The organism is Pseudomonas sp. GW821-FHT09D08, from assembly GCF_059416305.1.
Genome location: NZ_JBWKOX010000002.1, coordinates 222,541 through 245,505, shown reverse-complemented (window position 1 = coordinate 245,505; position 22,965 = coordinate 222,541). Strand labels below are relative to the sequence as shown.

21 protein-coding genes are annotated in these 22,965 nt (G+C 61.5%); 19 read left to right on the top strand and 2 right to left on the bottom strand.

The window, feature by feature from the left end:
* Positions 1-9: 9 nt before the first annotated feature.
* The 9 genes from AC07OP_RS04070 to AC07OP_RS04030 all read left to right on the top strand — a co-directional run bounded on the left by AC07OP_RS04070 (position 10) and on the right by AC07OP_RS04030 (position 9,701).
* The gene (locus tag AC07OP_RS04070; RefSeq protein ID WP_003234086.1) at positions 10-888 is read left to right on the top strand and encodes a polysaccharide deacetylase family protein; all 879 of its coding nucleotides are present in this window, start codon (positions 10-12) and stop codon (positions 886-888) included.
* A 140-nt stretch (positions 889-1,028) separates the two neighbouring features.
* Positions 1,029-2,369, top strand: a complete 1,341-nt coding sequence (locus tag AC07OP_RS04065; RefSeq protein WP_065948897.1) for an MFS transporter — start codon at positions 1,029-1,031, stop codon at positions 2,367-2,369.
* A gap of 10 nt (positions 2,370-2,379) precedes the next feature.
* Positions 2,380-3,141, top strand: coding sequence for an SDR family NAD(P)-dependent oxidoreductase (locus tag AC07OP_RS04060; RefSeq protein WP_495100908.1), 762 nt, complete (start codon positions 2,380-2,382; stop codon positions 3,139-3,141).
* Between the two features lie 53 nt (positions 3,142-3,194).
* Complete coding sequence (locus AC07OP_RS04055; protein WP_495100909.1) at positions 3,195-3,944, top strand: SDR family NAD(P)-dependent oxidoreductase; 750 nt, start codon at positions 3,195-3,197, stop codon at positions 3,942-3,944.
* Between the two features lie 13 nt (positions 3,945-3,957).
* Complete coding sequence (locus tag AC07OP_RS04050; RefSeq protein ID WP_115487684.1) at positions 3,958-4,260, top strand: hypothetical protein; 303 nt, start codon at positions 3,958-3,960, stop codon at positions 4,258-4,260.
* Between the two features lie 111 nt (positions 4,261-4,371).
* Positions 4,372-5,346, top strand: coding sequence for a CobW family GTP-binding protein (locus AC07OP_RS04045; RefSeq protein WP_115487685.1), 975 nt, complete (start codon positions 4,372-4,374; stop codon positions 5,344-5,346).
* Positions 5,343-6,515: an ABC transporter substrate-binding protein gene (locus tag AC07OP_RS04040; RefSeq protein WP_065926582.1), complete on the top strand. Its 1,173-nt coding sequence runs from the start codon at positions 5,343-5,345 to the stop codon at positions 6,513-6,515. Before AC07OP_RS04045 ends, AC07OP_RS04040 begins: the two co-directional genes overlap by 4 nt.
* Positions 6,516-6,725: 210 nt before the next feature.
* A complete protein-coding gene (locus tag AC07OP_RS04035; protein WP_495101044.1) occupies positions 6,726-9,062 on the top strand; it encodes a putative bifunctional diguanylate cyclase/phosphodiesterase in 2,337 nt (778 codons plus the stop codon).
* A gap of 180 nt (positions 9,063-9,242) precedes the next feature.
* Positions 9,243-9,701 (top strand): hypothetical protein, encoded by a 459-nt coding sequence (locus AC07OP_RS04030; protein ID WP_495100910.1) that lies wholly within the window; start codon positions 9,243-9,245, stop codon positions 9,699-9,701.
* A 249-nt stretch (positions 9,702-9,950) separates the two neighbouring features.
* On the opposite strand, the gene AC07OP_RS04025 is transcribed toward AC07OP_RS04030, so the two are convergent.
* Both AC07OP_RS04025 and AC07OP_RS04020 read right to left on the bottom strand, forming a co-directional pair.
* Positions 9,951-12,368, bottom strand: a complete 2,418-nt coding sequence (locus AC07OP_RS04025; RefSeq protein ID WP_495100911.1) for a glucose/quinate/shikimate family membrane-bound PQQ-dependent dehydrogenase — start codon at positions 12,366-12,368, stop codon at positions 9,951-9,953.
* Between the two features lie 380 nt (positions 12,369-12,748).
* A complete protein-coding gene (locus tag AC07OP_RS04020; protein ID WP_495100912.1) occupies positions 12,749-14,767 on the bottom strand; it encodes a TonB-dependent receptor in 2,019 nt (672 codons plus the stop codon).
* A 148-nt stretch (positions 14,768-14,915) separates the two neighbouring features.
* Between AC07OP_RS04020 and AC07OP_RS04015 the strand changes: the two genes are divergently transcribed.
* From AC07OP_RS04015 to AC07OP_RS03970, 10 genes are all read left to right on the top strand, one after another.
* Positions 14,916-15,149: a VF530 family protein gene (locus AC07OP_RS04015; protein WP_027604640.1), complete on the top strand. Its 234-nt coding sequence runs from the start codon at positions 14,916-14,918 to the stop codon at positions 15,147-15,149.
* Between the two features lie 4 nt (positions 15,150-15,153).
* Positions 15,154-15,780, top strand: a complete 627-nt coding sequence (locus AC07OP_RS04010) for a Pr6Pr family membrane protein (RefSeq protein ID WP_115487690.1) — start codon at positions 15,154-15,156, stop codon at positions 15,778-15,780.
* Between the two features lie 491 nt (positions 15,781-16,271).
* Positions 16,272-16,781: a fimbrial protein gene (locus AC07OP_RS04005; RefSeq protein WP_065926573.1), complete on the top strand. Its 510-nt coding sequence runs from the start codon at positions 16,272-16,274 to the stop codon at positions 16,779-16,781.
* Positions 16,782-16,831: 50 nt separating this feature from the next.
* Positions 16,832-17,392 carry a fimbrial protein gene (locus tag AC07OP_RS04000; RefSeq protein ID WP_092487319.1) on the top strand — a complete coding sequence of 187 codons (561 nt, stop codon included), beginning with the start codon at positions 16,832-16,834 and terminating at the stop codon, positions 17,390-17,392.
* Between the two features lie 19 nt (positions 17,393-17,411).
* Entirely contained in the window at positions 17,412-20,015 is a 2,604-nt protein-coding gene (locus AC07OP_RS03995) for an outer membrane usher protein (protein WP_168209007.1), read from the top strand.
* Positions 20,012-20,773, top strand: coding sequence for a fimbria/pilus periplasmic chaperone (locus AC07OP_RS03990; RefSeq protein WP_065926571.1), 762 nt, complete (start codon positions 20,012-20,014; stop codon positions 20,771-20,773). The genes AC07OP_RS03995 and AC07OP_RS03990 overlap by 4 nt, the downstream gene beginning before the upstream one ends.
* A gap of 22 nt (positions 20,774-20,795) precedes the next feature.
* Positions 20,796-21,377, top strand: coding sequence for a fimbrial protein (locus AC07OP_RS03985; protein ID WP_495100913.1), 582 nt, complete (start codon positions 20,796-20,798; stop codon positions 21,375-21,377).
* Positions 21,378-21,387: 10 nt separating this feature from the next.
* A complete protein-coding gene (locus AC07OP_RS03980; protein WP_495100914.1) occupies positions 21,388-21,882 on the top strand; it encodes a fimbrial protein in 495 nt (164 codons plus the stop codon).
* Between the two features lie 13 nt (positions 21,883-21,895).
* Positions 21,896-22,375, top strand: coding sequence for a fimbrial protein (locus AC07OP_RS03975; protein WP_065926568.1), 480 nt, complete (start codon positions 21,896-21,898; stop codon positions 22,373-22,375).
* Between the two features lie 9 nt (positions 22,376-22,384).
* Entirely contained in the window at positions 22,385-22,933 is a 549-nt protein-coding gene (locus AC07OP_RS03970; protein ID WP_115487692.1) for a fimbrial protein, read from the top strand.
* Positions 22,934-22,965: the final 32 nt, after the last annotated feature.

Genomic DNA, 22,965 nt, shown 5'->3' with positions numbered 1-22,965 from the left:
AGACACACCATGGCTAAAGACATCCTCTGTGCATTTGGCGTCGACGTCGACGCCGTCGCCGGCTGGCTCGGATCCTACGGCGGCGAAGACTCGCCCGACGACATCTCCCGCGGCCTGTTCGCCGGTGAAATCGGCGCGCCGCGCCTGCTCAAACTGTTCGAACGCTACGGCCTGCGCACCACCTGGTTTATCCCCGGCCACTCGATGGAAACCTTCCCCGAGCAGATGAAGGCCGTGGCCGACGCCGGCCACGAAATCGGCGTGCATGGCTACAGCCACGAAAACCCGATTGCGATGACCGCCGAGCAGGAAGAAATCGTCCTCGATAAATCCATCGAGTTGATCACCCAAGTCACCGGCAAACGCCCCACCGGCTACGTCGCGCCGTGGTGGGAATTCAGCAAGGTCACCAACGAGCTGTTGCTGAAAAAAGGCATCAAGTACGACCACAGCCTGATGCACAACGACTTCCACCCCTACTACGTACGCAAGGGCGACAGCTGGACCAAGATCGACTACAGCCAGCACCCCGACACCTGGATGAAACCCCTGGTGCGCGGCGAAGAAACCGATCTGGTGGAGATCCCGGCCAACTGGTACCTCGACGACCTGCCGCCGATGATGTTCATCAAGAAAGCCCCCAACAGCCACGGCTTCGTCAACCCGCGCCACCTCGAGGAGATGTGGCGCGACCAGTTCGACTGGGTCTACCGCGAGCACGAACACGCGGTGTTCACCATGACCATCCACCCCGACGTGTCCGGCCGCCCGCAAGTGCTGCTGATGCTCGAGCGCTTGATCGAACACATCCAGAGCCATGCCGGCGTGCGCTTCGTCACCTTCGACGAAATCGCCGACGACTTTATCCGCCGCCAACCGCGTACCTGATCCCAACCCTGTAGGAGCGAGCTTGCTCGCGAAAAGCCTGAGAGCACCGCGTGCATTCAGGATGCCCGCGTCATCGTTGACGATTTTTGCGAGCAAGCACGCTCCTACAGAAAGCCCACTCCACCTCCCGAGGCGCGATTATGTCCATCTACAACAAGCTTGACCTGACTGGCTGGAAACCCCGGCAACTGACGTCCCAGGAAGTGCGCTTCGCCACCTGGATCGCGTTTTTCGCCTGGGTGTTTGCGGTGTATGACTTCATCCTGTTCGGCACCTTGCTGCCGGAGATCGGCCGGCACTTCGGCTGGGGGGAAGTGGAGCAGGCTGAAATCGCGACCTGGGTGGCGGTGGGTACCGCCGTGGTCGCCTTGGCCATCGGGCCGATCGTCGACAAGCTGGGGCGACGCAAAGGGATTATTTTCACCGTGGCCGGTTCCGCACTGTGCTCGGCGCTGACCGCCATTGGCGGCGCGTGGGGCAAGTCGCCGCTGATTCTGATCCGTTCGCTGGGCGGCCTGGGGTATGCCGAAGAAACCGTCAACGCCACTTATTTGACCGAGCTGTATGGCGCCTCGGAAGACCCGCGCCTGACCAAGCGTCGCGGCTTCATCTACAGTCTGGTGCAGGGCGGCTGGCCGGTCGGCGCGTTGATTGCCGCCGGCTTGACCGCGCTGTTGCTGCCGATCATCGGCTGGCAGGGTTGCTTCATCTTCGCCGCGATCCCGGCGGTGGTGATCGCGATCATGGCGCGTAAGCTCAAGGAGAGCCCGCAATTCCAGATCCACCAGCGCATCAGCCAACTGCGTAAAAGCGGCGCGGTGACCGAAGCGCAAAACGTTGCCGTGACCTATGGCGTGGACTACGACGAACACAGCAAGGCCGGTCTCAAGGCGGCCTTCCGTGGCCCGGCCCGTCGCGCCACCCTGGTGATCGGCGCTGCGCTGCTGCTCAACTGGGCAGCGATCCAGGTGTTCAGCGTGCTCGGCACTTCGGTGATCGTCAGCGTGCACCACATCTCGTTCGAGAACTCGCTGATCATCCTCGTGCTGTCCAACCTGGTGGGTTACTGCGGCTACCTCAGCCACGGCTGGATGGGCGACAAGATCGGCCGCCGCAATGTGATCGGCCTGGGCTGGATGCTCGGCGGCCTGGCGTTTGCCGGCATGCTGTTTGGCCCAAGCAATATGCCGATGGTGGTCGGGCTGTACAGCCTGGGCCTGTTCTTCCTGATCGGGCCGTACTCGGCGGCGCTGTTCTTCATCAGTGAAAGTTTCCCCACCAGCATCCGCGCCACCGGCGGCGCGATCATCCATGCCATGGGCCCGATTGGTGCCGTGGTCGCGGGCTTTGGTGCGACCCAGGTGTTGTCCGCCGGCAGTGACTGGCAGACCGCCGCGCTGTGGTTCGGCGCGCTGCCATGCTTCTTGTCCGGCGCCCTGATGTTTGCCGCACGCCATGTGCGTCCGGAAACCGTTCAGTAAGGAGAGTTCGATGAGCCGTAAAGTTGCCTTGATTACCGGCGCCGCCAGTGGCATCGGCCAAGCCCTCGCCGTGGCCTATGCCCACAGCGGCGTGGCGGTGGTGGGCGGGTATTACCCGGCCGATCCCCACGACCCGGGCACCACCGTGTCGTTGGTGGAAGAGGCGGGGGGCGAGTGCCTGATGTTGCCGCTGGACGTGGGCGATACCGCCTCGGTGGACGCCCTGGCCGAGCAGGCGGTGCAGCATTTCGGCCGGCTGGATTACGCGGTGGCCAACGCCGGTTTGCTGCGCCGTGCGCCGCTGCTGGAAATGACCGACGAGTTATGGAACGAGATGCTCAATGTCGACCTGACCGGGGTGATGCGCACCTTCCGCGCGGCGACGCGGCATATGAACGAAGGTGGCGCGCTGGTGGCGATCTCTTCGATTGCCGGCGGCGTGTATGGCTGGCAGGACCACAGCCATTACGCCGCAGCCAAGGCCGGTGTGCCGGGGTTGTGCCGTTCGCTGGCGGTGGAACTGGCGCCCCTGGGCATTCGCTGCAATGCAGTAATCCCGGGGTTGATCGAGACGCCGCAGTCGCTGGATGCGAAGAACTCGCTGGGGCCGGAAGGTCTGGCAAAGGCTGCTCGAGCGATTCCGTTGGGGCGGGTAGGGCGCGCGGATGAAGTGGCGTCGTTGGTGCAGTTCTTGACCAGTGAAGCGTCGAGTTATTTGACCGGGCAGAGCATCGTCATCGACGGCGGCCTCACCGTGCGCTGGCCTGACTGATGTACTCAATCCAAATGTGGGAGAGGGCTGTGTTTGCTTCAGGAGATTTTCATATGCCTCAACTAGATAACCGCCGTGCCGTGATCACCGGTGCCGGCAGCGGCATCGGTGCCGCCATCGCCCGCGCCTATGCCGTTGAAGGCGCGCGGCTGTTACTGGCCGACCGCAACCCCGCCAGCCTCGCCGAAACCGCGACCGCTTGCCGCAACCTGGGCGCCGAAGTGGTCGAGTGCGTGGCCGATGTGGGCACGGTGGAAGGCGCCCAGGCCAGTGTCGACCGTTGCGTCGAACGTTTCGGCGGCATCGATATCCTGGTCAACAATGCCGGGATGCTCACCCAGGCGCGTTGCGTCGACCTGTCCATCGAGATGTGGAACGACATGCTGCGCGTCGACCTCACCAGTGTGTTCGTCGCCAGCCAGCGCGCCTTGCCGCATATGTTGGCGCAGCGTTGGGGGCGGATCATCAACGTGGCGTCGCAACTGGGCATCAAGGGCGGTGCCGAACTCACCCACTACGCGGCCGCCAAGGCCGGGGTCATCGGTTTTACCAAGTCCCTGGCCCTGGAAGTGGCCAAGGACAATGTGCTGGTCAACGCCATCGCCCCCGGGCCGATCGAGACGCCGTTAGTGGGCGGTATCAGCGCCGACTGGAAGCGCGCCAAGGCCGCTGAATTGCCTTTGGGACGCTTCGGCCTGGCGGATGAAGTGGCGCCTACCGCCGTGCTGCTGGCCAGCGAGCCGGGCGGCAACCTGTTCGTCGGTCAGACTCTGGGCCCGAACTCCGGCGATGTCATGCCATGAGCGGGGTGTAGCCATGTGCGGACTCTGCGGACTGCTCGGCGAAGACCTGCACTGGAGTGATCCCCTGGGCGATGAACTGCCCAGGCGCCGCGAACGCCTGCGCCGTATCGCCGCGATCAACCAGATCCTGGCGGTGTTCCGGCTCAAGGTCGAAGACTTCCAGGGTGCGTCTTATCTGCTGTTGGGCGCCACCGGTAAACAGGCACTGGCGAGCGGCTTGGATCAACTCTGGCAGGCGGCTGAAACCATGCTCGGCCGGCCTTTGGATCCCCTTGATCCGCGTCTACTTGACCACCTGGAAAACACCCCACTGTAGGAGCGAGCTTGCTCGCGAAAAACGTCAACGATAACGCGTGTTGTCTGGATGTACGTGGCGCTCTCGGGTTTTTCGCGAGCAAGCTCGCTCCTACCGGGCGTGGAGGTAAATATGAGCATTGCTCTAAATGTGATCACCGGTTTTCTCGGCAGCGGCAAAACCACCTTGCTCCAGCGCCTGCTGCAAGGCGAAAGCCTGGGCGACACCGCGTTGCTGATCAACGAGTTCGGCGATGTCGGTATCGACCATCTGCTGGTGGAAGAAGTCGCGCCGGACACCGTGCTGCTGCCCAGCGGCTGCATCTGCTGCTCCATCCGTGGCGAGCTCAAGGACGCGTTGCTCGGCCTCTTGCAACGCCGCGAGCGTGGCGAAATTCCTGCGTTCAAACGGGTGATCCTGGAGACCACCGGCCTGGCCGACCCGGCCCCGATCCTCGCCACCTTGAACAACGACGTGCAACTGCGCGGGCGTTTTCATATCGGCCTGGTGGTGACGCTGGTCGATGCCAGCCACGCCGCGTTGCAGGAACGCCTGCACCCGGAATGGCTGGCCCAGGTCGCGGCGGCAGACCGTTTGCTGCTGAGCAAGACTGATCTTGTGGATGACTGTGAACCGCTGCGTGCGCACCTGCAGGCACTCAACGCCGGTACGCCGATCCTCGATACCCACGCCATCCACAGCGGCGACCAACTGTTGCTCGGTGAAGGCCTGCGCAGTGCCGAACCCGCCCTGGAAGTCAGCCGCTGGCAATTGCACCAGACCACCAGCGCCACCCACGGTACGGCCCAGGTGTGCAGTATGACCTTCGACCAGCCGCTGGACTGGGTCGGCTTCGGGGTGTGGTTGTCGATGCTGTTAAGATGCCACGGCGAACGAATCCTTCGCGTCAAAGGACTGCTCAACGTGAACGCCAGTAACGCCCCCATCGTCATTCATGGCGTGCAGCATTGCCTGCATGCCCCGGTCCATCTGCCCGCGTGGCCAGGCACCGAGCGGCAATCGCGCCTGGTGTTTATCCTGCGCGGTCTCGACCCAACGTTGCTGCGGCGTTCCTTTGAGGTGTTCTCACGGCGGTTCGCCGGATGATCACCTTACGAGTGCTCGGCACCTCGGTTACTTTGCTCGAATGCCTGCGGGTGCGCGCCGAACAGGAACTGGGGATTCGCCTGGTGTACCAGGTGCACGACGTCGAACAGGCCCAGCGCATTGCGGTGATGCAGCCCGACAGCTACGACCTGTACGACCAATGGTTTCACAACGTCGACTTCGTGTGGCCGGCCCGGGCGATCCAGCCCATCGACACGCGGCGCATCGCGCTGTGGCACGAGATCAATGACCTGCCCAAACGCGGTCGGCTGTCGCCCAACGACCGCCTGGGCAGCGGCAGCGTGCCCAGTGAGCGCCTGTTCGTGCAGCACGACGGCAGCCTCGGCAGCACCGTCACCGAGCGCATCAGCATGCTGCCCTTGACCCACAATGCCGACAGCTTCGCCTACCGCCCCGAGCGCCTGCCCGAGGGTTTTTGCCACGGTAACGAAAGCTGGGGCTGGCTGCTGGACCCGGCCTGGCGCGCCCGCACGGCGCTGCAGAGCGATGCCGCCATCGGCGCCCTGGATGCTGCGCTGGCGGTGCAGGGCGCGGGGCTGGCGCGCTTCAACGACATCGGCAATATGAGCATCGAAGAGATCGACGTGCTCGCCGATATTCTGGTGCGCAAGCAGAAGGAAGGGCATTTCGCCGCGTTCTGGTCCGACGATGAGGAGGCGGCGCAACTGATGCTCAGCCCGAGCATCGATATTCAGAGCCTGTGGTCGCCAACCTTGATGCGCCTGCACCGCGCCGGGGTGAAATACCGCCTGGCGGTGCCCCGCGAAGGCTATCGCGCCTGGTTCGGCGGCTTGTCATTGTCGCGCCATGCCCAGGGGCCGGTGCTGGACGCGGCCTACGCGTACCTCAATTGGTGGTTGTCCGGCTGGCCGGGCGCGGTGATGGCGCGCCAGGGTTACTACATCGGCAACCCGGCGCGCAGCCGTGATCACCTGAGCAGTGCCGAGTGGGATTACTGGTACGCCGGCAAGCCTGCGCGGGAGGAGCTGCTCGGCAGTGATGGGTTGCCGTTGATCGATATCGGCGAGGTGCGCGATGGCGGCTCCTATGAGCAGCGCATGGGGCATATTGCGGTGTGGAACTCGGTCATGGATGAGCACAACTATCTGGTGCGGCGTTGGGGGGACTTCATGCGCGCCCGCAGCTGATAGACGGATATGGCCAAGCGGTTGTCGCCAATAAAATGACAGTTAAATCCCCGGTTTTATTCGGTGCGCTTATGCGATGTCCCAGCTAATCTGCTAAAACAAAAAGTCCAGTCTAAATGGATGTTTTTTTGACAGCAGGTCAGGGCGCAAGGAATGCACATGACTAAGGGACGCGGCGGCGAGCGGCGAACGCTGCCGGAGGGCACTGCCATGACATGGCGCCATACCTTTCAAACCCGTATTGCCGGGGTGTTGGCGCTGTTGCTGCTGGTGGTGGTCGCCGCCACCTATTTCGCCGTCAAGAGCGCCACCCGTCGTGCCGTGGAGAACCAGGCACAAGTCCAACTGAAAACCGGAACCCAGGTATTCGAGCGTCTGCTGGACCTGCGCGGGCGGCGCTTGCAATACGGGCTCGACTGGCTCGCCGGCGATGGTCCGTTCAAGCACGCCGTGGCCGAGGGCAACCCTGCGCCGATCCTGGCGGCACTGCGGCGCCACGGCACCGGCATCCGTTCCAGCGACGTGTTTGTGCTGGGCCTGGATGGCAAGGTCATGGTCAGCACACTCCCCATCCTCACCCGCGGCCAGCCGTTCCCCTATGACGCCGCCTTGCGCCATGCGCGCCGCAATGGCCTGCACATGGTGATCGTGGCCCTGGACGGGCGGCCTTACCTGCTGGTGCAGGATGAAGTGCACGACCCGTTGCCCATCGCGCGCATCGTGATGGGCTTTGCCATGGACCAACTGTTCGCCTATGAACTGCGCTCCATGAGCAACCTGGAAGTGTCGTTTCTCAGTGTGCAGGACGGCACGCCCGGCCCGCTGTTCAGCACCCAGCCCGACGCGTACCGGGCCACCGCCCTCAGCCTGCTGCACGACGCTCCGCTCAACCCTGAGGCACAGATCCATGGGTTCCACGGTCAGCGCGTGCTCAGCCGCGTGCTTCCATTGGCCAATACCGGCGACGGCGATGACGTGCGCGTATTGCTGCAAAGCCCGCTGGACCATGCGCTGGAATCCTTTGCGCCGCTGGACCGGCAGTTTCTCGGGATTGCCCTGGCGGTGCTGCTGGTGTCGTTGGCCGGCGCGCTGTTCCTGGCGCGGCGGGTGTCGCGCCCGCTCAACGCCCTCGTGGAGGCGGCGGGGCGCATCGGCGCCGGTGATTACCGCACGCCGGTGCGGGTACGCAGCCACGATGAGTTCGGTTTGCTGGCCCGCGCCTTCAATGCCATGCAAAGCGGCATCGCCGTGCGCGAACGGCAACTGGCCCATAACGCCCTGCATGATCCGCTCACCGGCCTGCCCAACCGAGCCCTGGCCATGGAACGCCTGGGCAGTGCGATCAGTGCCCGGCGGCCGGTGGTATTGCTGTACCTGGGCATCGAAAACTACCGGGTGATCAACGAAGGCTTCGGCCCGGAGGGGGTCGAGGACATGCTGCGCGAAGCCAGCCGCTGCCTGTCCATGAGCCTGCTGGCCAGCGACACGGCGGCGCGCATCACCGGCAGCGAGTTCTTGCTGTTGCTGGAAAACACCGAGATCGATCGCGCCGTGGCCCGCGCCGACCGCCTCTACGCGCTGCTTACCGAGCCCCAGCGCATCGGCAATGATGAAGTGCGCCACGAAGTCAGCATCGGCATCGCCGCCTACCCCGCCGATGGCCAGCAGGTGGAAGAGTTGATCAGTCGCGCCGCCATCGCCCGCCACGATGCGGCGACGCTGCCGGGTTATCTGCAGATCTACCAGCAGGACCGCGACCTCGCCCACCAGCGCCAGATCACGCTGATCCGCGACCTGCGCCGGGCCGTCGTCGAAGGCGAGCTGTACCTGTGCTACCAGCCCAAGCTCGACCTCAAGCATGGCGAGGTGTGCCAGGCCGAAGCCCTGCTGCGCTGGCAGCATCCCACCCTGGGGCTGGTGTCGCCCGCCGAGTTCATCCCCCTGGCCGAGCGCACCGGCAGCATGGGCGGCCTGACCCTGTGGGTGATCGAAGAAGCCATCCGCCAGATCGGCGAGTGGTCGCAGCGCGGCATGCACATTCAATTGTCGGTGAACATCTCGGTGGATGACCTGGCCGATGACGACCTGGCGATCCGCGTCAGCACCTTGCTGATGCAGTACGGCGTGGCGGCCCGGCAGCTGATTTTCGAAATCACCGAAAGCGCGATCATGCACAACCCGCAGCAAGCCTTGAGCGTGCTGGAGCAACTGCGCGGCTGCGGCATCAGCCTGTCGGTGGATGACTTCGGCACCGGCTATTCCTCCCTGGCGCAACTGCAGCGCCTGCCGGTGCAGGAGTTGAAGATCGACCAATCCTTCGTGCGCAACCTCGACAGTACCAGCGGCGACGGCGTGATCGTGCGTTCGACCATCGAAATGAGCCACAACCTGGGGCTCAAGGTGGTGGCCGAAGGTGTGGAATTCGAGCCCAGCCTCAAGCTGCTCAAGCAGTGGAACTGCGATACGGCCCAGGGCTATCTGATCAGCCGGCCGCTCAATGCCATGGCGTTCGAGATGTGGATGCGGCGCGAGCGGCAGCCGCTTTAAGGCAACAGAAGGCGAGCAGGTGTGTAATATTTTTAACTCTAAAGCGTCCGTCAGTAATTACGGATTGATATGAAGGGCTGTTATTTCTAACAGGTTATTTTGGTTTTTTTTTATGCTTTTATGCGGTTGAGACTGTCGCCTTGGTTGAGCGAGTCAACGTCCTCTGCAGGAGTGTTTATTATGTCGACTTTTGATTATTCATCTCTCCGTAAAATCCCTGATGGAAATGAAAAAAACGTCAAGGGCTCCTTGAAGGGAACTATAAAAAACCTCGATGCCGAAAAAGAATTTCCGCTGGAAGCTCATTATTTTCATAGAACCAACCGTCATCCTATTATTACTATTGGCGGAAAAGATCCAGAACACGCTCATACCAGCGATTATTTTCTACAGATCATAATGGACGATCGTGAACCCGCCACCGGAACCTATAAAGTAGGCGAGTCAGGTTGGAAGGGATGTATATATTATCGGGATATTCATGAGAGGGAGCATTCTGCTGTCAGCGGTTGGCTTGAGTTAAAGAACTTTCAGTCGATTAAGAGGCTTGAAGGTGAACTTCATGTTTTTGCTAGTTATCAGGAGATTGAGAACTATGAAATTGATGTGCAATTTAGCATTCAAGGGGTCAATTCTTAAGATGTGCCCGTCACAGGGCGAATGATGATTGGAACGGCTGCTTTTTTGTGATCGGCCTGCCTGGCCGACCTGATCGTGCAAATAATTCTGGCCGATAATGGTCGCCTGATCGCCCGCCTGGCGGCAATGCGTGGCGAAGTGATCGAACACTGATCCCGGCAAGCCCCCTCCCACAGTGAATCCTGCTCCACCCATGAAAAAGGCGGCTACCTGTGAGGGTAGCCGCCTTTGTTTTGCCGTCAGTGTTGCTTAATCCGGCAGTTTGAACGCCATCACGTAGTCACCCTGCTTGGTCCCCAGGGAACCATGACCACCCGCCATGACCAGCACGTACTGCTTGCCGTCCTTGCCGGTGTAGGTCATCGGGGTGGTTTGCGCGCCGGCGGGCAGGCGGCCTTCCCACAACTGCTTGCCGTTTTTCACGTCATAGGCACGCAGGTACTGGTCGAGGGTACCGCTGAGGAACGACACGCCACCGGCGGTGGTGAAGGTGCCGCCCAGGCTCGGTACGCCCATGGTCAGCGGGACCGGAACCGGCGAGCTGTCACGCACGGTACCGTTCTTGTGCATCCAGATGGTCTGGTGGGTGGTCAGGTCGACCGCGGCCACGTAACCCCACGCCGGTGCCTGGCACGGCAGGCCCAGAGGCGACAGCAGTGCTTCGAGGATCACGCCGTACGGCGCGCCTTTGTTCGGCTGCACGCCCTGGGTTTCGCTGACGCGCGGGCCTTGCTTGGCGATATCGGCCGCCGGGATCAGCTTGGATTTGAACGCCATGTAGCTCGGGTTCACGAAGGCGATCTGGCGTACCGGGTCGACGGAAATGCCGCCCCAGTCGAACACGCCGAAGTTACCTGGGTAAACGATCGAACCTTGCAGCGATGGCGGGGTGAACGGACCGTCGTAGCGCATGGATTTGAAATCGATGCGGCACAGCATCTGGTCGAACGGCGTCACGCCCCACATGTCACGCTCCTTGAGGGGGGGGGGCATGAAGTTCAGCTCGGACTTCGGCTGGGTCGGGGAAGTACGGTCGCCCGCGACAGCGCCCTGGGGCACGGCCACTTCGTGGATCGGCACCACCGGCTGGCCGGTGGCGCGGTCCAGCACGTAGATGCTGCCTTGCTTGGTCGACGCCATCACCGCTTGCTTCACGCCGGCTTCGGTCTTGACGTCGATCAGCGACGGCTGGCCGCCGACGTCCATGTCCCACAGGTCATGGTGAGTGAACTGGAAGGTCCACTTCACGTGGCCGCTGTCGATGTCCAGGGCGGTCAGGCCCGCAGCGTATTTCTCGGAATCGTCGGTACGGTCACCGCCGTACTGGTCGGGCATCTGGTTGCCCATCGGCAGGTAGAGCATGCCGAGTTTTTCATCCACGGCGAACATGGACCACATGTTCGGCGAGTTGCGGGTGTAAGTCTTGCCTTCGGCCAACGGGGTGGTGTCGTCCGGGTTGCCGCTGTCCCAGTTCCACACCAGCTTGCCGGTGTGCACGTCGAACGCGCGGATCACGCCGCTGGGCTCGTCGGTGGAGACGTTGTCGGTGACGTGGCCACCGATTACCACCAGGTTTTTGGTCACGGCCGGTGGCGAAGTGGAGTAGTAACCGCCTGGGGCGAAGCTGCCGATGTTGGCACGCAGGTCGACCTGGCCTTTGTCACCGAAGTCTTCGCACATCTTGCCGGTGTCGGCGTTCAGGGCGATCAGGCGGGTGTCGGCGGTCGGCACGAAGATGCGTTTCGGGCAGGCATTCGGCGCGGCAGCCGGGCTGGCGCTGCCGGTCGGGCTCTGCTCGGAAGCGTAGGCGGCGTCATCGTGATACGACACGCCACGGCAGGTCATGTGCGCCCAACCCTTGAAGTTTTCGGCGCCCTGGCTGCTGATCTTCGGATCGAAGCGCCAGATTTCCTTGCCGGTGTCCGGGTCCAGCGCAATCACCTGGCTGTGGGGCGTGCACACGTAGAGCATGCCGTTGACTTTCAGCGGGGTGTTTTCCGCGGTGGTCTCGCCTGGATCGTTCGGGCCGGGGATGTCGCCGGTGCGATAGGTCCATGCCGGTACCAGCTTGTGCGCGTTTTCCGGAGTGATCTGCGCCAATGGCGAGTAACGATCACCGTAGGCCGAGCGGCCGTAGGAGTTCCAGTCGCCATCGGCCTGGGACGGTGCAGCGCTGGCCATGCCCGGTACCGCGTCGCGGTCCAGTTGACCGGTCTTGACCATTTCACCGGGGTTGGTGAATTGGCTGGCCAGGGCGGTTGCACCGGCCAGCACCACGGCCACGCTCAGCGCGCCAGTGCCCAGCGGGGCAGGTTGGCCGCGCAGCAACGGACGGCGAAACCACGGGAGCAGCATGACGATGCCCAGGGCGAACAGCAGCGCCAGACGCGGCACCAGTTGCCACCAATCCAGGCCGACTTCCCACAGGGCCCATACGGTGCTGGCGAACAGCACCAGTGCGTACAGACCCAGCGCGGCGCGGCGGGTGGCCAGCAGCAGCAGGCCGGTCAGGGTGATGCCGATACCGGCCAGCAGGTAGTACAGCGTCCCGCCGAGCAGGCTCAGCTTGACGCCGCCGGCCAGCAAGGCCAGGCCCATGATCAGCAGCAAGACGCCTAGCAGCCTCGGCAGCAGGCGGCTCGGACGTGAAGCACCGTCAGTGCTCATAGTTGTGTTTCTCCGTTACGTTGGAATTATGTATCCCCGTGTTTCTTCACTGTAGATGACGATTCGACACGGGCTTGGTTCAGCGTTAATTACGTTTTTCTGTGGATAACGGACTTATCCACAGGTGGGCGATTTATTCCCGTGCGCAGGTCGGTGTAAGACAGCGCTGTCTTGGCGGGTAGGAATAATCAGCAAAGTGGGGTCGGCCGGGGGAGTGAAACGTTTCAGGTTATTGCCGATAAGGATAAAGCGCTGGCGCACCAAGAGAAAGCACGAATCGCAAGATGCATCATTTCAGATTTGGTAACAGTGACAGATCGTCGCTGCCCAATAACGGTGGGAGGGGGTAAGCCTCCTCCCACAGGGGCATTTCAGTGTGTTCAGAAGGTAGTGCGGATGCCCAATTGCACGCTGCGCCCCGGTGCCGGCGCGATATCGCGCAGGATCGAGCTGGCGTAGCGCACGGTCTGGTTGGTCAGGTTTTCACCGTTCACAAACGCCAGCCATTGACTGCCGCCGACATTGAAGCGATAGCCCGCGCTCGCGCCCAGGGTGGTGTAGCCATCGGTACCGCTCTCGTTATCCGGCACGCGCCCTTGCCCGGCCGCGTGCTCGATGTCGATGCGCGCCTGCCAGCGGTCCAGTTCCCACAGCAGGCCGCTGTTCAAGCGCAGCGGCGCGATGCGTGGCAAGGCTTCGCCGGTGTCCAGGTTGGTGGCGCGGGTGTAGTCGCCTGACAGCTCCAGCGCGAACTTGCCGTAGGCGCCTTCGCCGAGCTTCCAGTGATCCTGGGCCTCGAAGCCGGCGAAACGTGCGCGCACACCGGAATATTCGTACTCGGGGATGCCACTAGCGTCTTCTTCGCCTTCGTCGTTCAGCGTACGACCGGTGCCCAGCAAACCGATGTAATTGGAGAAGTGGCTGTAGAACACGCCGAAGCTGCCCTTGTGGGTGCCGGTGTCAAAGCGCAGGGCCAGGTCGCTGGACACGGCTTTCTCTTTCTTCAGGTTGGCGTCGCCCAACTCATAGGTGCCGGTGGCGACGTGGGCACCGTTGGCGTACAGCTCGTAGAAGGTCGGTGCGCGCTCGGTGTAGCCCAGGGTCGCGGCCACGGACCAGATCGGCGTGAGGGTATACACCGCGCCCGACGACAGGCTGCCGGCGGTGAAGTGGTTGCTCCTGTCGGCGCCGGCGAAGCGTTCGTTGCCCTTGGCGTCGGGGTCGATGCGGGTGTGTTCCAGGCGCCCGCCGAGGCTGAGTTTCAGGCGGTCGGTGGCCTGCATTTCTTCGAGGATAAACAGCGCGCCGGCGTTGGTGTCGGTCTGCGGCACGAAGGCTTCTTCGCCCAAGGCCGAGAACTCGTTGCGCGTCACCTGTGCACCGACCACGCCGTCGAATGGGCCGAGCGGCTGGTGACGGGCTTCGACGCGGGCTTCGTAGCCCTTGTTCTTGAAGACCGTACCGGTTTCGCCGCCTTCGATTTCGCGGTGCTCGTAGTCGGTGTAGCCGGCGTCGACCTTGACCGAGGTAAACGGGCCTTGCAGGTTGCGGATTTCGGACGCGAACCCGTAGTGATCCTGCTGCATGCGGATGCGCACATCCTGCTCGGCCGGGGAGCCGTAGTTGCTGTCGTAGTTGCTGTAGGACAGCCCGGCGTAACCGTCGTCCCAGGTGTAGGAACCGCCTACCGCGCCACCGTCCTGGCGCCCGTCGCTGTTGCCCAGGCGGCCGTTCCTGCCGGGTGCGTCGTCGCTGTCCGGGGCGTGGCGGCTGCGGGCCTGGCCGGGGATTTTCAGGTCGTTGAATTCCCGCGCGTTGGCATCCAGGTGCAAGGCGAAGGTGCCATTGCCGGCTTCCAGCTTGCCCGCACTGCTGCGCGTGGTGTCGGCGCCGCCGTAGCGCAGTTCACCGGCGCCGTGGATGCCCTCGATGGCTTCGGTGGGGATGCGGTTGTCGAAGGTGTTGACCACGCCACCGATGGCGCTGCCGCCGTACAACAGCGCTGCCGGGCCGCGTACGATTTCGATGCGCTCGACATTCACCGGGTCCAGCGGCACCGCATGGTCGTAGGACAGTGACGAGGCATCCAACGCCCCCACGCCATTGCGCAGGATGCGAATGCGGTCACCGTCCTGGCCCCGGATGATCGGCCGGCTGGCGCCCGGGCCAAAGTACGAAGACGACACGCCCGGCTGCTTGTTCAGGGTTTCGCCGAGGCTGCCTTTTTGTTGCAGGGTCAGCTCATCGCCCTCCAGCACGGTGGTCGGCGAGGCGAGTTGCTCGCTGCCCAGCGGGTTGCCGGTGATGACTTGGGGTTGCAGTTCCAGGGCGTGGGCTTCCGAGCTGATCAACAGGGCGGCGGCGAGCGGCGACAAGCGCCACAGGGAGGAGAGGGACATCGGACATTCCTTGGCAAAACGACGAAAAGATTTGGTATACATGGTTACAATATAACATCTCTTTTTTGCCGGGAGCGGGAACTTTTTTACCTGCCAGGGCGGAGTGATAAGGTGTGCGCCTTCGTGAGCACTTTTTCATAGGCCCGGCATGACCGCGACAAACAACGACCCCCTCCACGGCGTGACCCTGCAACACGTCCTCACCACCCTGGTGGAACACTACGAATGGGCAGGCCTGGCCGAACGCATTGATATCCGTTGCTTCAAGAGCGACCCGAGCATCAAGTCGAGCCTGACGTTCCTGCGCAAGACCCCATGGGCGCGGGAGAAGGTCGAAGGCTTGTACGTCAAGCTGATGCGCACCAAACGCCCGCTGGATTGACCTCATGAAGCGGTATGTGGCGGCAGCGGCGCTGACCGGTTGGGTGGGCCTGGCGATTCAGCAATACCTGATTTTCTATTCGCGCTGGGAGTCCGGCGCCAGCCTGCTCGGCGGGCTGATCAACTTCTTCAGTTTCTTCACGGTGCTGACCAATACCCTGGCAGCGGTGGTGCTGAGCTATGCGTGGGTGAAGCGCGATTCTGCAGCCAGGCGGTTTTTCCTCGCCCCCGGCGTCAGCAGCGGCATCGCCGTCAGCATCGTGGTGGTGGGCCTGGCCTACAGCCTGTTGCTGCGCCATCTGTGGCAGCCCGAAGGCTTTCAATGGATCGCCGATGAACTGCTGCACGACGTGATGCCGCTGCTGTTCGTGCTGTACTGGTGGCGCTGCGTGCCCAAGGGCCAGTTGCGCCTCAAGCACATTGGCCTGTGGGTCATCTACCCGCTGGTGTACTTCGGCTATGTGCTGCTGCGTGGGGATTTGCTCGGGCAGTACCAGTACCCGTTCATCGATGTCGGCACCCTGGGTTATCCACAAGTGTTTGTGAATGCCGGGGGGATCCTGCTGGGGTTTGTGCTGGTTGCCCTGGCGGCGGTCGGCCTGGACAAGACCTTGAAGTCACCTCGAATTTAACCTGTACAGATCTCTGGGCAGGGAGCAACTCCCTTCCCTCAGGCTCTAAGCTTTGCCATTCCCCCCGTTGCGCACCGTCCATGGTTTTCCATTGAACGGTGTTTCGCCACGTCGCGCACTTATCAACATGTTAGTTGATGTGCTCCAGTAAACGTTGTTATTTTTCGTTGAATGTAATCCCTCTCTTACAGTGATATCTGAAGACAAGTTTCTACAACTAAAGCTGATGTAGTCTAATTCTTACGGGTAATTTTAAAGTTTTGGCAATTTGCCATATTTTTCCTATGTGTCCGAGTGTTGCAAGGCTACGAAATTAGAAGAACTGGACGACTTATGTTTTTTAAAATTGGCCGGGATAATCGCCTGGCTTCAAATGAGCTGGTTTGCAATACAAGTAATTGGAATAAATAGAGGAATTCTGTGCGCCATGGCGGCGGAATCACTTAAACAACGTTTATTACTCATGTGGGCATCTATAAATGAAAGCTAAAATGAAAACCGCGCTGTTCTCTATCGGGCTGTTGGTGGGGTCGATGTCCGTTGCCCAGGCGGCGGACGGAACTGTCACGTTCTTGGGGTCGGTCCATTCGGGTGCCTGCTCTATCAAGCCTGATTCGGTCGATCAGACCATTCCCCTTGGCGCGATCGCAAAACATCAATTGCAAGCGGGCGGGAAGTCCGAGCCGCGTCGCCTGCTGATTGAACTTGAGGGCTGCGACCTGGCGGGTCTCACCGATAACACCGTGACCACCACCTTCACCGGAGCGCCATCGAGCGTTGTGCCGGGTGCGCTGGGCACCGTCGGGAGCGCGGGCAATGTGGGCATCATGATGACCCATGGCAGTAAACCCGTTGAATTGGGCGTGGCTACCACGCCGCAAGTGATTGCCGCCGGTGACAACACACTGGAGTTCGGTGCCTATGTACAAGGCGCTGCCACGGGCGACATCGTGCCAGGCGACTTCAGTGCGGTGACCAACTTCACCTTGGCTTATCAGTAAGCGTTTTCCCCCGCCACCCAGCGTGGCGGGGGAGGCTGGTGGAGGCACAGGTGAAAACATTCATAAGTCTCGCTATCTCCTCTTCTTTGGCGATGTTCATCAGCCCTGGGGTGGTTGCCCAGGAGCCTGCTCAAGGTGATGGGCTTGTCACGCTGGGAGGAGAGGTCGTCGACTCGGCCTGCGGGCTGGAGTTGGTCAGCGTCGATCAAACCATCGATATGGACCCCGAGCCCATTGGCCGCTTCCTGCGGCGCGCCAGGGGCCAGGACCAGTCCTTCCAGTTGCGCCTGGTCAATTGCACCTTGAGTCGTACCGATCCATCCCGTCCAGGGGTGACGCTGCCCGACTGGCAGCACCTTCGGGTGACGTTTGACGGCCCCACGGATAGAGGTGGTCGTTCTTTTGCGGTCTTTGGTGGCTCCCAAGGCGTTGCGCTGAATATTGAGGATTCCGCTGGCCAGTTAAGTGTTCCGGGTCAGCCGATGACTCCACATCCGTTAACGGAAGGCGATATGACGCTGCACTACACGCTTCATTTTGTCGGTAACGGATTGCCCATAGTGGCCGGAGCCCACCGTACTGCCGTGCGATTCAAGTTGGAATATTTTTGAACGTTGATGGGTTGCTTGCATGTTAAATACAGCGAAGGTCAAAAATACGCTGCGCCCAAGCCTTTTTGGCGGGTTGATATCATTAGCAGGCACTGCACTGGCTGCTGGGGATATTGAGTTTAATACTGATGTTCTTGATCTGAGTGATCGCACTAATATTGACTTGTCTCAGTTTGCCCGCAGCGGGTTTATTCTGCCGGGCACCTATTCGATGGTCGTGCAGATCAATGCCCAGCCCATTGCTGAGCAATCGGTGGCTTTCTATCCCCCCGATAATGACCCTAAAGGCAGCCAGGCATGTTTATCGCTGGATCTTGTCGATCAATTGGGTCTCAAGGCGTCGGACGCGGCCAAACTCAAATGGTGGAAAAACGGCGAGTGCCTGGATACCGAAAGTTTGCCTGGCATGGAGGTCAGTGGCGACCTGGCCACCTCCACACTGAATATCAACCTGCCCCAGGCCTACCTCGAGTACAGCGCCATCCATTGGGATCCGCCGTCCCGGTGGGATGAGGGTGTGCCGGGGCTGTTGGTTGACTACAACATGACGGCGCAGTCCAGCTATCAAAAGAATGACGGCACCCGCAACAACCTCAGTGGTAACGGAACCCTTGGCGCCAATGCCGGGGCCTGGCGCCTGAGGGCCGACTGGCAGGGGCGGATCGAGAAAGGCGTGGAGGGGGCACCCAGGGATCAACAACAGTTGGAGTGGAGTCGTTACTACGCCTATCGCGCAGTGCCTGCACTGAAGGCACGCTTGACGGTCGGAGAGGACTACCTGTACTCGGACATCTTCGACAGCTTCCGTTTTACCGGTGCTTCACTGATCTCGGATCAAAGCCAACTGCCACCCAACCTGCGCGGCTACGCACCGGAAGTCGTCGGGGTCGCCAAGACCAACGCAAGAATCATCATCAGCCAGAAGGGCCGCGTGCTGTATGAAACGCTGGTCGCCGCAGGCCCTTATCGCATTCAGGACCTCAGCGATGCCGTGAGTGGCACTCTGGATGTGCGGGTCGAGGAGCAGGACGGTTCGGTTCAGACCTTCCAGATCGATACGGCAGGCGTTCCCTACCTGACACGTCCTGGGCACGTTCGATACAAGCTGGCGACCGGGCGCCCGTCCGATCTTCAGTACGGTGCCAACGGCAGCGTTTTCGGCACCGGCGAATTCTCCTGGGGGATCAGCAATGGCTGGTCGCTGTTTGGCGGCGGGATAACGGATAACAACTACCGCGCATTGTCTGTCGGGGTCGGTCGCGACCTGCTGGCGTTCGGCGCCGTATCGCTGGATGCCACCCAGTCCCACGCCAGTGTGTGGAACCAGACACTCTCGGGCAAATCCTACCGTCTTCAATACTCCAAGCACTTCGAGCAGTACGACAGCCAGGTCACGTTTGCCGGTTACCGGTTTTCCGAGAAAAACTACTTGAGCATGAGCGAATACCTGGACGCCCGTCATTACGGTTTGAACGGTGAGCGCGGCGGGATCGAGCGCGGTGAATACATCGAGGGCTGGAAGCCGATTGGCGACAGCAAGGCCCTGTATACGGTGACGCTCAACAAGCAGTTTCGTGACCTTGGGGCGACCGTCTACGCCAGCTACAACAAGCAGACGTATTGGGGGCGCCCGGACACTCAGCGTTGGAACCTGTCGATGTCGCGCTACTTCAATGTGGGAACCGTCAGGAACATGAGCCTGTCCCTGAACATGTTTCGCACCCAGGAGTATGCCTACAAGGATAACGGAATGGCGCTGACGGTCAGCCTGCCGTTGGGGCGCAGCGGCACCCTGTCGCTGGACGCCAACAGGACCTCGGGTAAAGAGAGTTTCTCGACGCGCTACAGCGATCGCCTCGATGAGCGCAACAGCTACCAGCTCAATGCAAGCGACCGCTCCGTCAGCGGCTACCTGAGTCATATCGGCGACCAGGCCGACATCGATCTCAGCGCCAGCACCCAGGAAGGCAGTGGCAGGACCCTCAGTGCATCCATTCGCGGCGGTGGCACGCTCACGCCCTACGGTGCGGCGCTGCACCGAACCAATGGCACCGGTGGCACCCGCCTGATGCTCGACACCGGGGGGGTGCCCGATGTGCCTGTGCGTGGTTACGGCACATCGACCCGCACCAACGCGTTCGGCAAGGCAGTGATTTCTGATATCAGCAGCTACCAGCGTACGGCCGCCAGTGTCGACCTGGAGAACCTGCCGAGCAACGTTGAAGCCACTCAATCGGTGACCCAACTGACCCTTACCGAAGGGGCCATTGGTTATCGGTCCCTGGACGTGATTGCCGGTGAGAAGGCCATGGCTGTCCTGCGCCTGCCGGATGGCAGTGCACCGCCCTTCGGCGCGACGGTGAAGAACACAAAACAGCAGGACACCGGGATTGTGAACGACGGTGGCGCTGTTTACCTGAGCGGTATTCAGGCCGGTGAGCAAATGATCGTCAGTTGGGGCGGCATCGAACGCTGCCTGCTCACGCTGCCCGTCGCGCTGCCCGCAGACAGCTTGACCGATGCCTTGCAATTGCGCTGCCAGAGCGTAGCCACTGATCAATCCTCACCCGAGCCAGCAGCGCTGACCGGGAAGCGTACCGATACGGAGAACAACGCCTCATGATGCTCAATACGCACCCCACACTCCTGGTCTTCGCACTGCTGGCTCTGGGCCTGAGCCAGAGTGCCGGCGCCGCGGTTGGCCTGGACCGAACCCGGGTGATTTTTGACGGTGGCAAGGATGCGACCAGCGTGAATATCACCAATAACAACACCCAACTGCCGTACCTGGCCCAAGGCTGGATCGAGGACGAGGAGGGCAACAAGATCACCTCGCCCTTGATCGTGCTGCCGCCGGTTCAACGCTTGGAGCCCGGCAAGCAAAGCCAGGTGAAAGTGCAGGCGTTGCCGGCGGCCAAGTCGTTGCCGCAGGATCGCGAGACGGTCTACTACTTCAACCTGCGGGAGATTCCACCGCGCAGCGACAAATCCAACACCCTGCAAATCGCGCTGCAGACCCGGATTAAATTGTTCTACCGACCGCAGGCCATCGCTCCCAGTCAGCAAGACCTGTCCAACCCCTGGCAGGAAAAGCTGACCCTGACCCGCCAGGGCGACCGTTACCAGGTGAACAACCCTACGCCTTACTACGTGTCTCTGGTGGATGCTCGCAGCAGTAAAGACGGCAAGACCGTGCCGGGTTTCGAGCCCGTGATGATCCCGCCTAAAGGCACGCAAACCCTCGGGCCGACGGCCAAGGCGCTGGGCAATTCACCCTACCTGGCCTACGTGAATGACTACGGCGGGCGTCCATTACTGGCGTTCACCTGCACGGGCGAAACATGCAAGGTGAACTTGCAAGTCTCGACGCCTAATGAGTAGCAGCCTGCAGCGGGAGAGCGTCATGAAGTTGCACAACGTGAAAGTCCTGGGCTGTGTGTTACTGGTCCTGGCAACGCGCGCGGGCGCTGAGGATGACGATGGAATCGATGGCCAGCGTGGCCGGTTGAACGTTTCCGGATCCATGCATGAGTCCCCTTGCACGCTGGAGATGACATCGCTGCATCAAACGGTCGACTTGGGCGCCGTGTCTACCAGTCAGCTGCAACGACCTGGCGATCAGGCCCCATCGAAGCCGTTTCAACTGCGTTTTCAGGATTGCCAGCGCACCGCAGGCAGTATCCGCAGCGAACGTACCGGGAACCTGGCATGGAGCGCTCACCAACCGGTGTTGTCGGTGACGTTTGTTGCCCCTGCCGATGCCGACGACCCACGACTGGTCAAAGTGCAAGGCATCACCGGGATGGGACTGCGGTTGACCGATGCCCTGGGACGCGATGTACAGCTGGGTTCCAGGGGCGAACCGTTGTATCTGAGCGAGGGCAGCACGACCCAGACGTGGAATGTTCAACCCACGCGTACCGCCGCGCCGTTGACCAGCGGAGCGTTTCGGGCGGTGGTGGATTTCAGGCTCAGTTATGAGTAAGGGCAGAACAATGGCTAAGTCAGTCGGCTCGCGGGCCATTCTTATCGCGGGGGGCCTGTTGTGGGCGGTCAGTCAAGGCGCGCAGGCCGAGACCAGCCTGATCATCCGCGCAGTCATCATTGCGCCTCCGCCCTGCGTCATCAATGGCGGCGGTACGCTCAATGTGCCTTTTGGCAATGACCTTCTTACGTCACGGATCGACGGGGTCAACTACCGTCGCAACGTGCCTTACACCGTCACCTGTGACGCCCCGTTCAGTAACGCGATGACCCTTCAGCTCAGGGGGACCGGGGCTTCGTTCGATGGGCGTGTGCTCTCGACCCGCAACCCGGACCTGGGGGTCAAGCTATCGCTCAATGGCGCTGACTGGCCGCTGAATTCGAACGTGAATTTTACCTATCCGAACTTTCCCGTGGTGCAGGCGGTGCCTGTCAAGCGCGCGGGCAGCCGGCTGGTGGGAGGCGCATTCGATGCTGCCGCCACCTTCGTGATCGATTACCAGTGATGAGGAGCGCGCAATGACATGCTGGCAGCAGCGAGCCTTGCTCGCTTTGTGTTCCATCGGCCTCTGCCATAGTGCGTCGGCCAACGTAACGTTCAGCGGAACGCTTAACGAGCCCCCGCCCTGCACCATCGATGCGGGCAACAAGATTGAAGTCGACTTTGGGGATGTGGGGGTCAAGCGGGTCGATGGGGTGAAATATCGCCGGGGGGTGGGTTACACCATCAATTGTGGCGTCGACACGCTCCCGTGGGTACTCAAGTTGAGTGTCAACGGTACCCCCACGACGTTCGACGGCGCGGCATTGCAGACCAGTGCACCTGACCTGGGTATTCGGATATTCCAAAACAACCTGCCGTTTCGACTCAATACGCCACTGGACATCACCCTGTCTTCCCCGCCGGTATTGGAAGTCGTGCCGGTCAAACAGCCCGGTGCAACGCTTGCCCCCGCCAGGTTTACCGCGGTGGCGACGTTGTTGGCCGAGTACCAGTAGGAGTTGGATATGGGACATGAAACTGTTCGTAGGGCCAGGCTGTACGCCGTGCTGGCGTGCCTGCCGGCCCTCGGCCTGATCTGCGAAGCACACGCGGCGGATAACCTGAATTTCAAGGGCAACCTGGTTGAAGAAGCCTGCACCATCCGTCCGGGTGACGAGGCCATCAGCCTGGAACTCTGGGACCTGACCAGCAAGCACCTCTACATCAATACGCGTTCGGTGGGCAAAGGTTTCAAGCTGCACCTGGAGGACTGCGACACCAGCATCGGCGACACGGTAACCATCACCTTCGGCGGCGTAGAAAACCGGGAGCTTCCGGGGTTGCTCGCACTCGATGGCGGAAGCGGCGCCTCTGGTATCGGGATCGGTATAGAGACGCCGGGTAACAAGCCCTTGCCGCTGAATAAAACCAGCGACGAACAGGGACTGAGTAATGGCAGCAATGTCATCGAACTCAAAGCCTACGTGCAAGGGGAGCCAACGGCCATCAGGGACCAGACCATAGGGCACGGCAGCTATACCGCGACCTCTACTTTTACGCTGGATTATCCGTAATTCACACGCTCAACAACCGGGCGCATACGCAT

Excerpts from the sequence above, each read along its gene's own strand:
- AC07OP_RS04070 (WP_003234086.1), top strand. The coding sequence starts at position 10 with ATGGCTAAAGACATCCTCTGTGCATTTGGCGTCGACGTCGACGCCGTC.
- AC07OP_RS04065 (WP_065948897.1), top strand. The coding sequence starts at position 1,029 with ATGTCCATCTACAACAAGCTTGACCTGACTGGCTGGAAACCCCGGCAA.
- AC07OP_RS04060 (WP_495100908.1), top strand. The coding sequence starts at position 2,380 with ATGAGCCGTAAAGTTGCCTTGATTACCGGCGCCGCCAGTGGCATCGGC.
- AC07OP_RS04055 (WP_495100909.1), top strand. The coding sequence starts at position 3,195 with ATGCCTCAACTAGATAACCGCCGTGCCGTGATCACCGGTGCCGGCAGC.
- AC07OP_RS04050 (WP_115487684.1), top strand. The coding sequence starts at position 3,958 with ATGTGCGGACTCTGCGGACTGCTCGGCGAAGACCTGCACTGGAGTGAT.
- AC07OP_RS04045 (WP_115487685.1), top strand. The coding sequence starts at position 4,372 with ATGAGCATTGCTCTAAATGTGATCACCGGTTTTCTCGGCAGCGGCAAA.
- AC07OP_RS04040 (WP_065926582.1), top strand. The coding sequence starts at position 5,343 with ATGATCACCTTACGAGTGCTCGGCACCTCGGTTACTTTGCTCGAATGC.
- AC07OP_RS04035 (WP_495101044.1), top strand. The coding sequence starts at position 6,726 with ATGACATGGCGCCATACCTTTCAAACCCGTATTGCCGGGGTGTTGGCG.
- AC07OP_RS04030 (WP_495100910.1), top strand. The coding sequence starts at position 9,243 with ATGTCGACTTTTGATTATTCATCTCTCCGTAAAATCCCTGATGGAAAT.
- AC07OP_RS04025 (WP_495100911.1), bottom strand. The coding sequence starts at position 12,368 with ATGAGCACTGACGGTGCTTCACGTCCGAGCCGCCTGCTGCCGAGGCTG.
- AC07OP_RS04020 (WP_495100912.1), bottom strand. The coding sequence starts at position 14,767 with ATGTCCCTCTCCTCCCTGTGGCGCTTGTCGCCGCTCGCCGCCGCCCTG.
- AC07OP_RS04015 (WP_027604640.1), top strand. The coding sequence starts at position 14,916 with ATGACCGCGACAAACAACGACCCCCTCCACGGCGTGACCCTGCAACAC.
- AC07OP_RS04010 (WP_115487690.1), top strand. The coding sequence starts at position 15,154 with ATGAAGCGGTATGTGGCGGCAGCGGCGCTGACCGGTTGGGTGGGCCTG.
- AC07OP_RS04005 (WP_065926573.1), top strand. The coding sequence starts at position 16,272 with ATGAAAACCGCGCTGTTCTCTATCGGGCTGTTGGTGGGGTCGATGTCC.
- AC07OP_RS03995 (WP_168209007.1), top strand. The coding sequence starts at position 17,412 with ATGTTAAATACAGCGAAGGTCAAAAATACGCTGCGCCCAAGCCTTTTT.
- AC07OP_RS03990 (WP_065926571.1), top strand. The coding sequence starts at position 20,012 with ATGATGCTCAATACGCACCCCACACTCCTGGTCTTCGCACTGCTGGCT.
- AC07OP_RS03985 (WP_495100913.1), top strand. The coding sequence starts at position 20,796 with ATGAAGTTGCACAACGTGAAAGTCCTGGGCTGTGTGTTACTGGTCCTG.
- AC07OP_RS03980 (WP_495100914.1), top strand. The coding sequence starts at position 21,388 with ATGGCTAAGTCAGTCGGCTCGCGGGCCATTCTTATCGCGGGGGGCCTG.
- AC07OP_RS03975 (WP_065926568.1), top strand. The coding sequence starts at position 21,896 with ATGACATGCTGGCAGCAGCGAGCCTTGCTCGCTTTGTGTTCCATCGGC.
- AC07OP_RS03970 (WP_115487692.1), top strand. The coding sequence starts at position 22,385 with ATGGGACATGAAACTGTTCGTAGGGCCAGGCTGTACGCCGTGCTGGCG.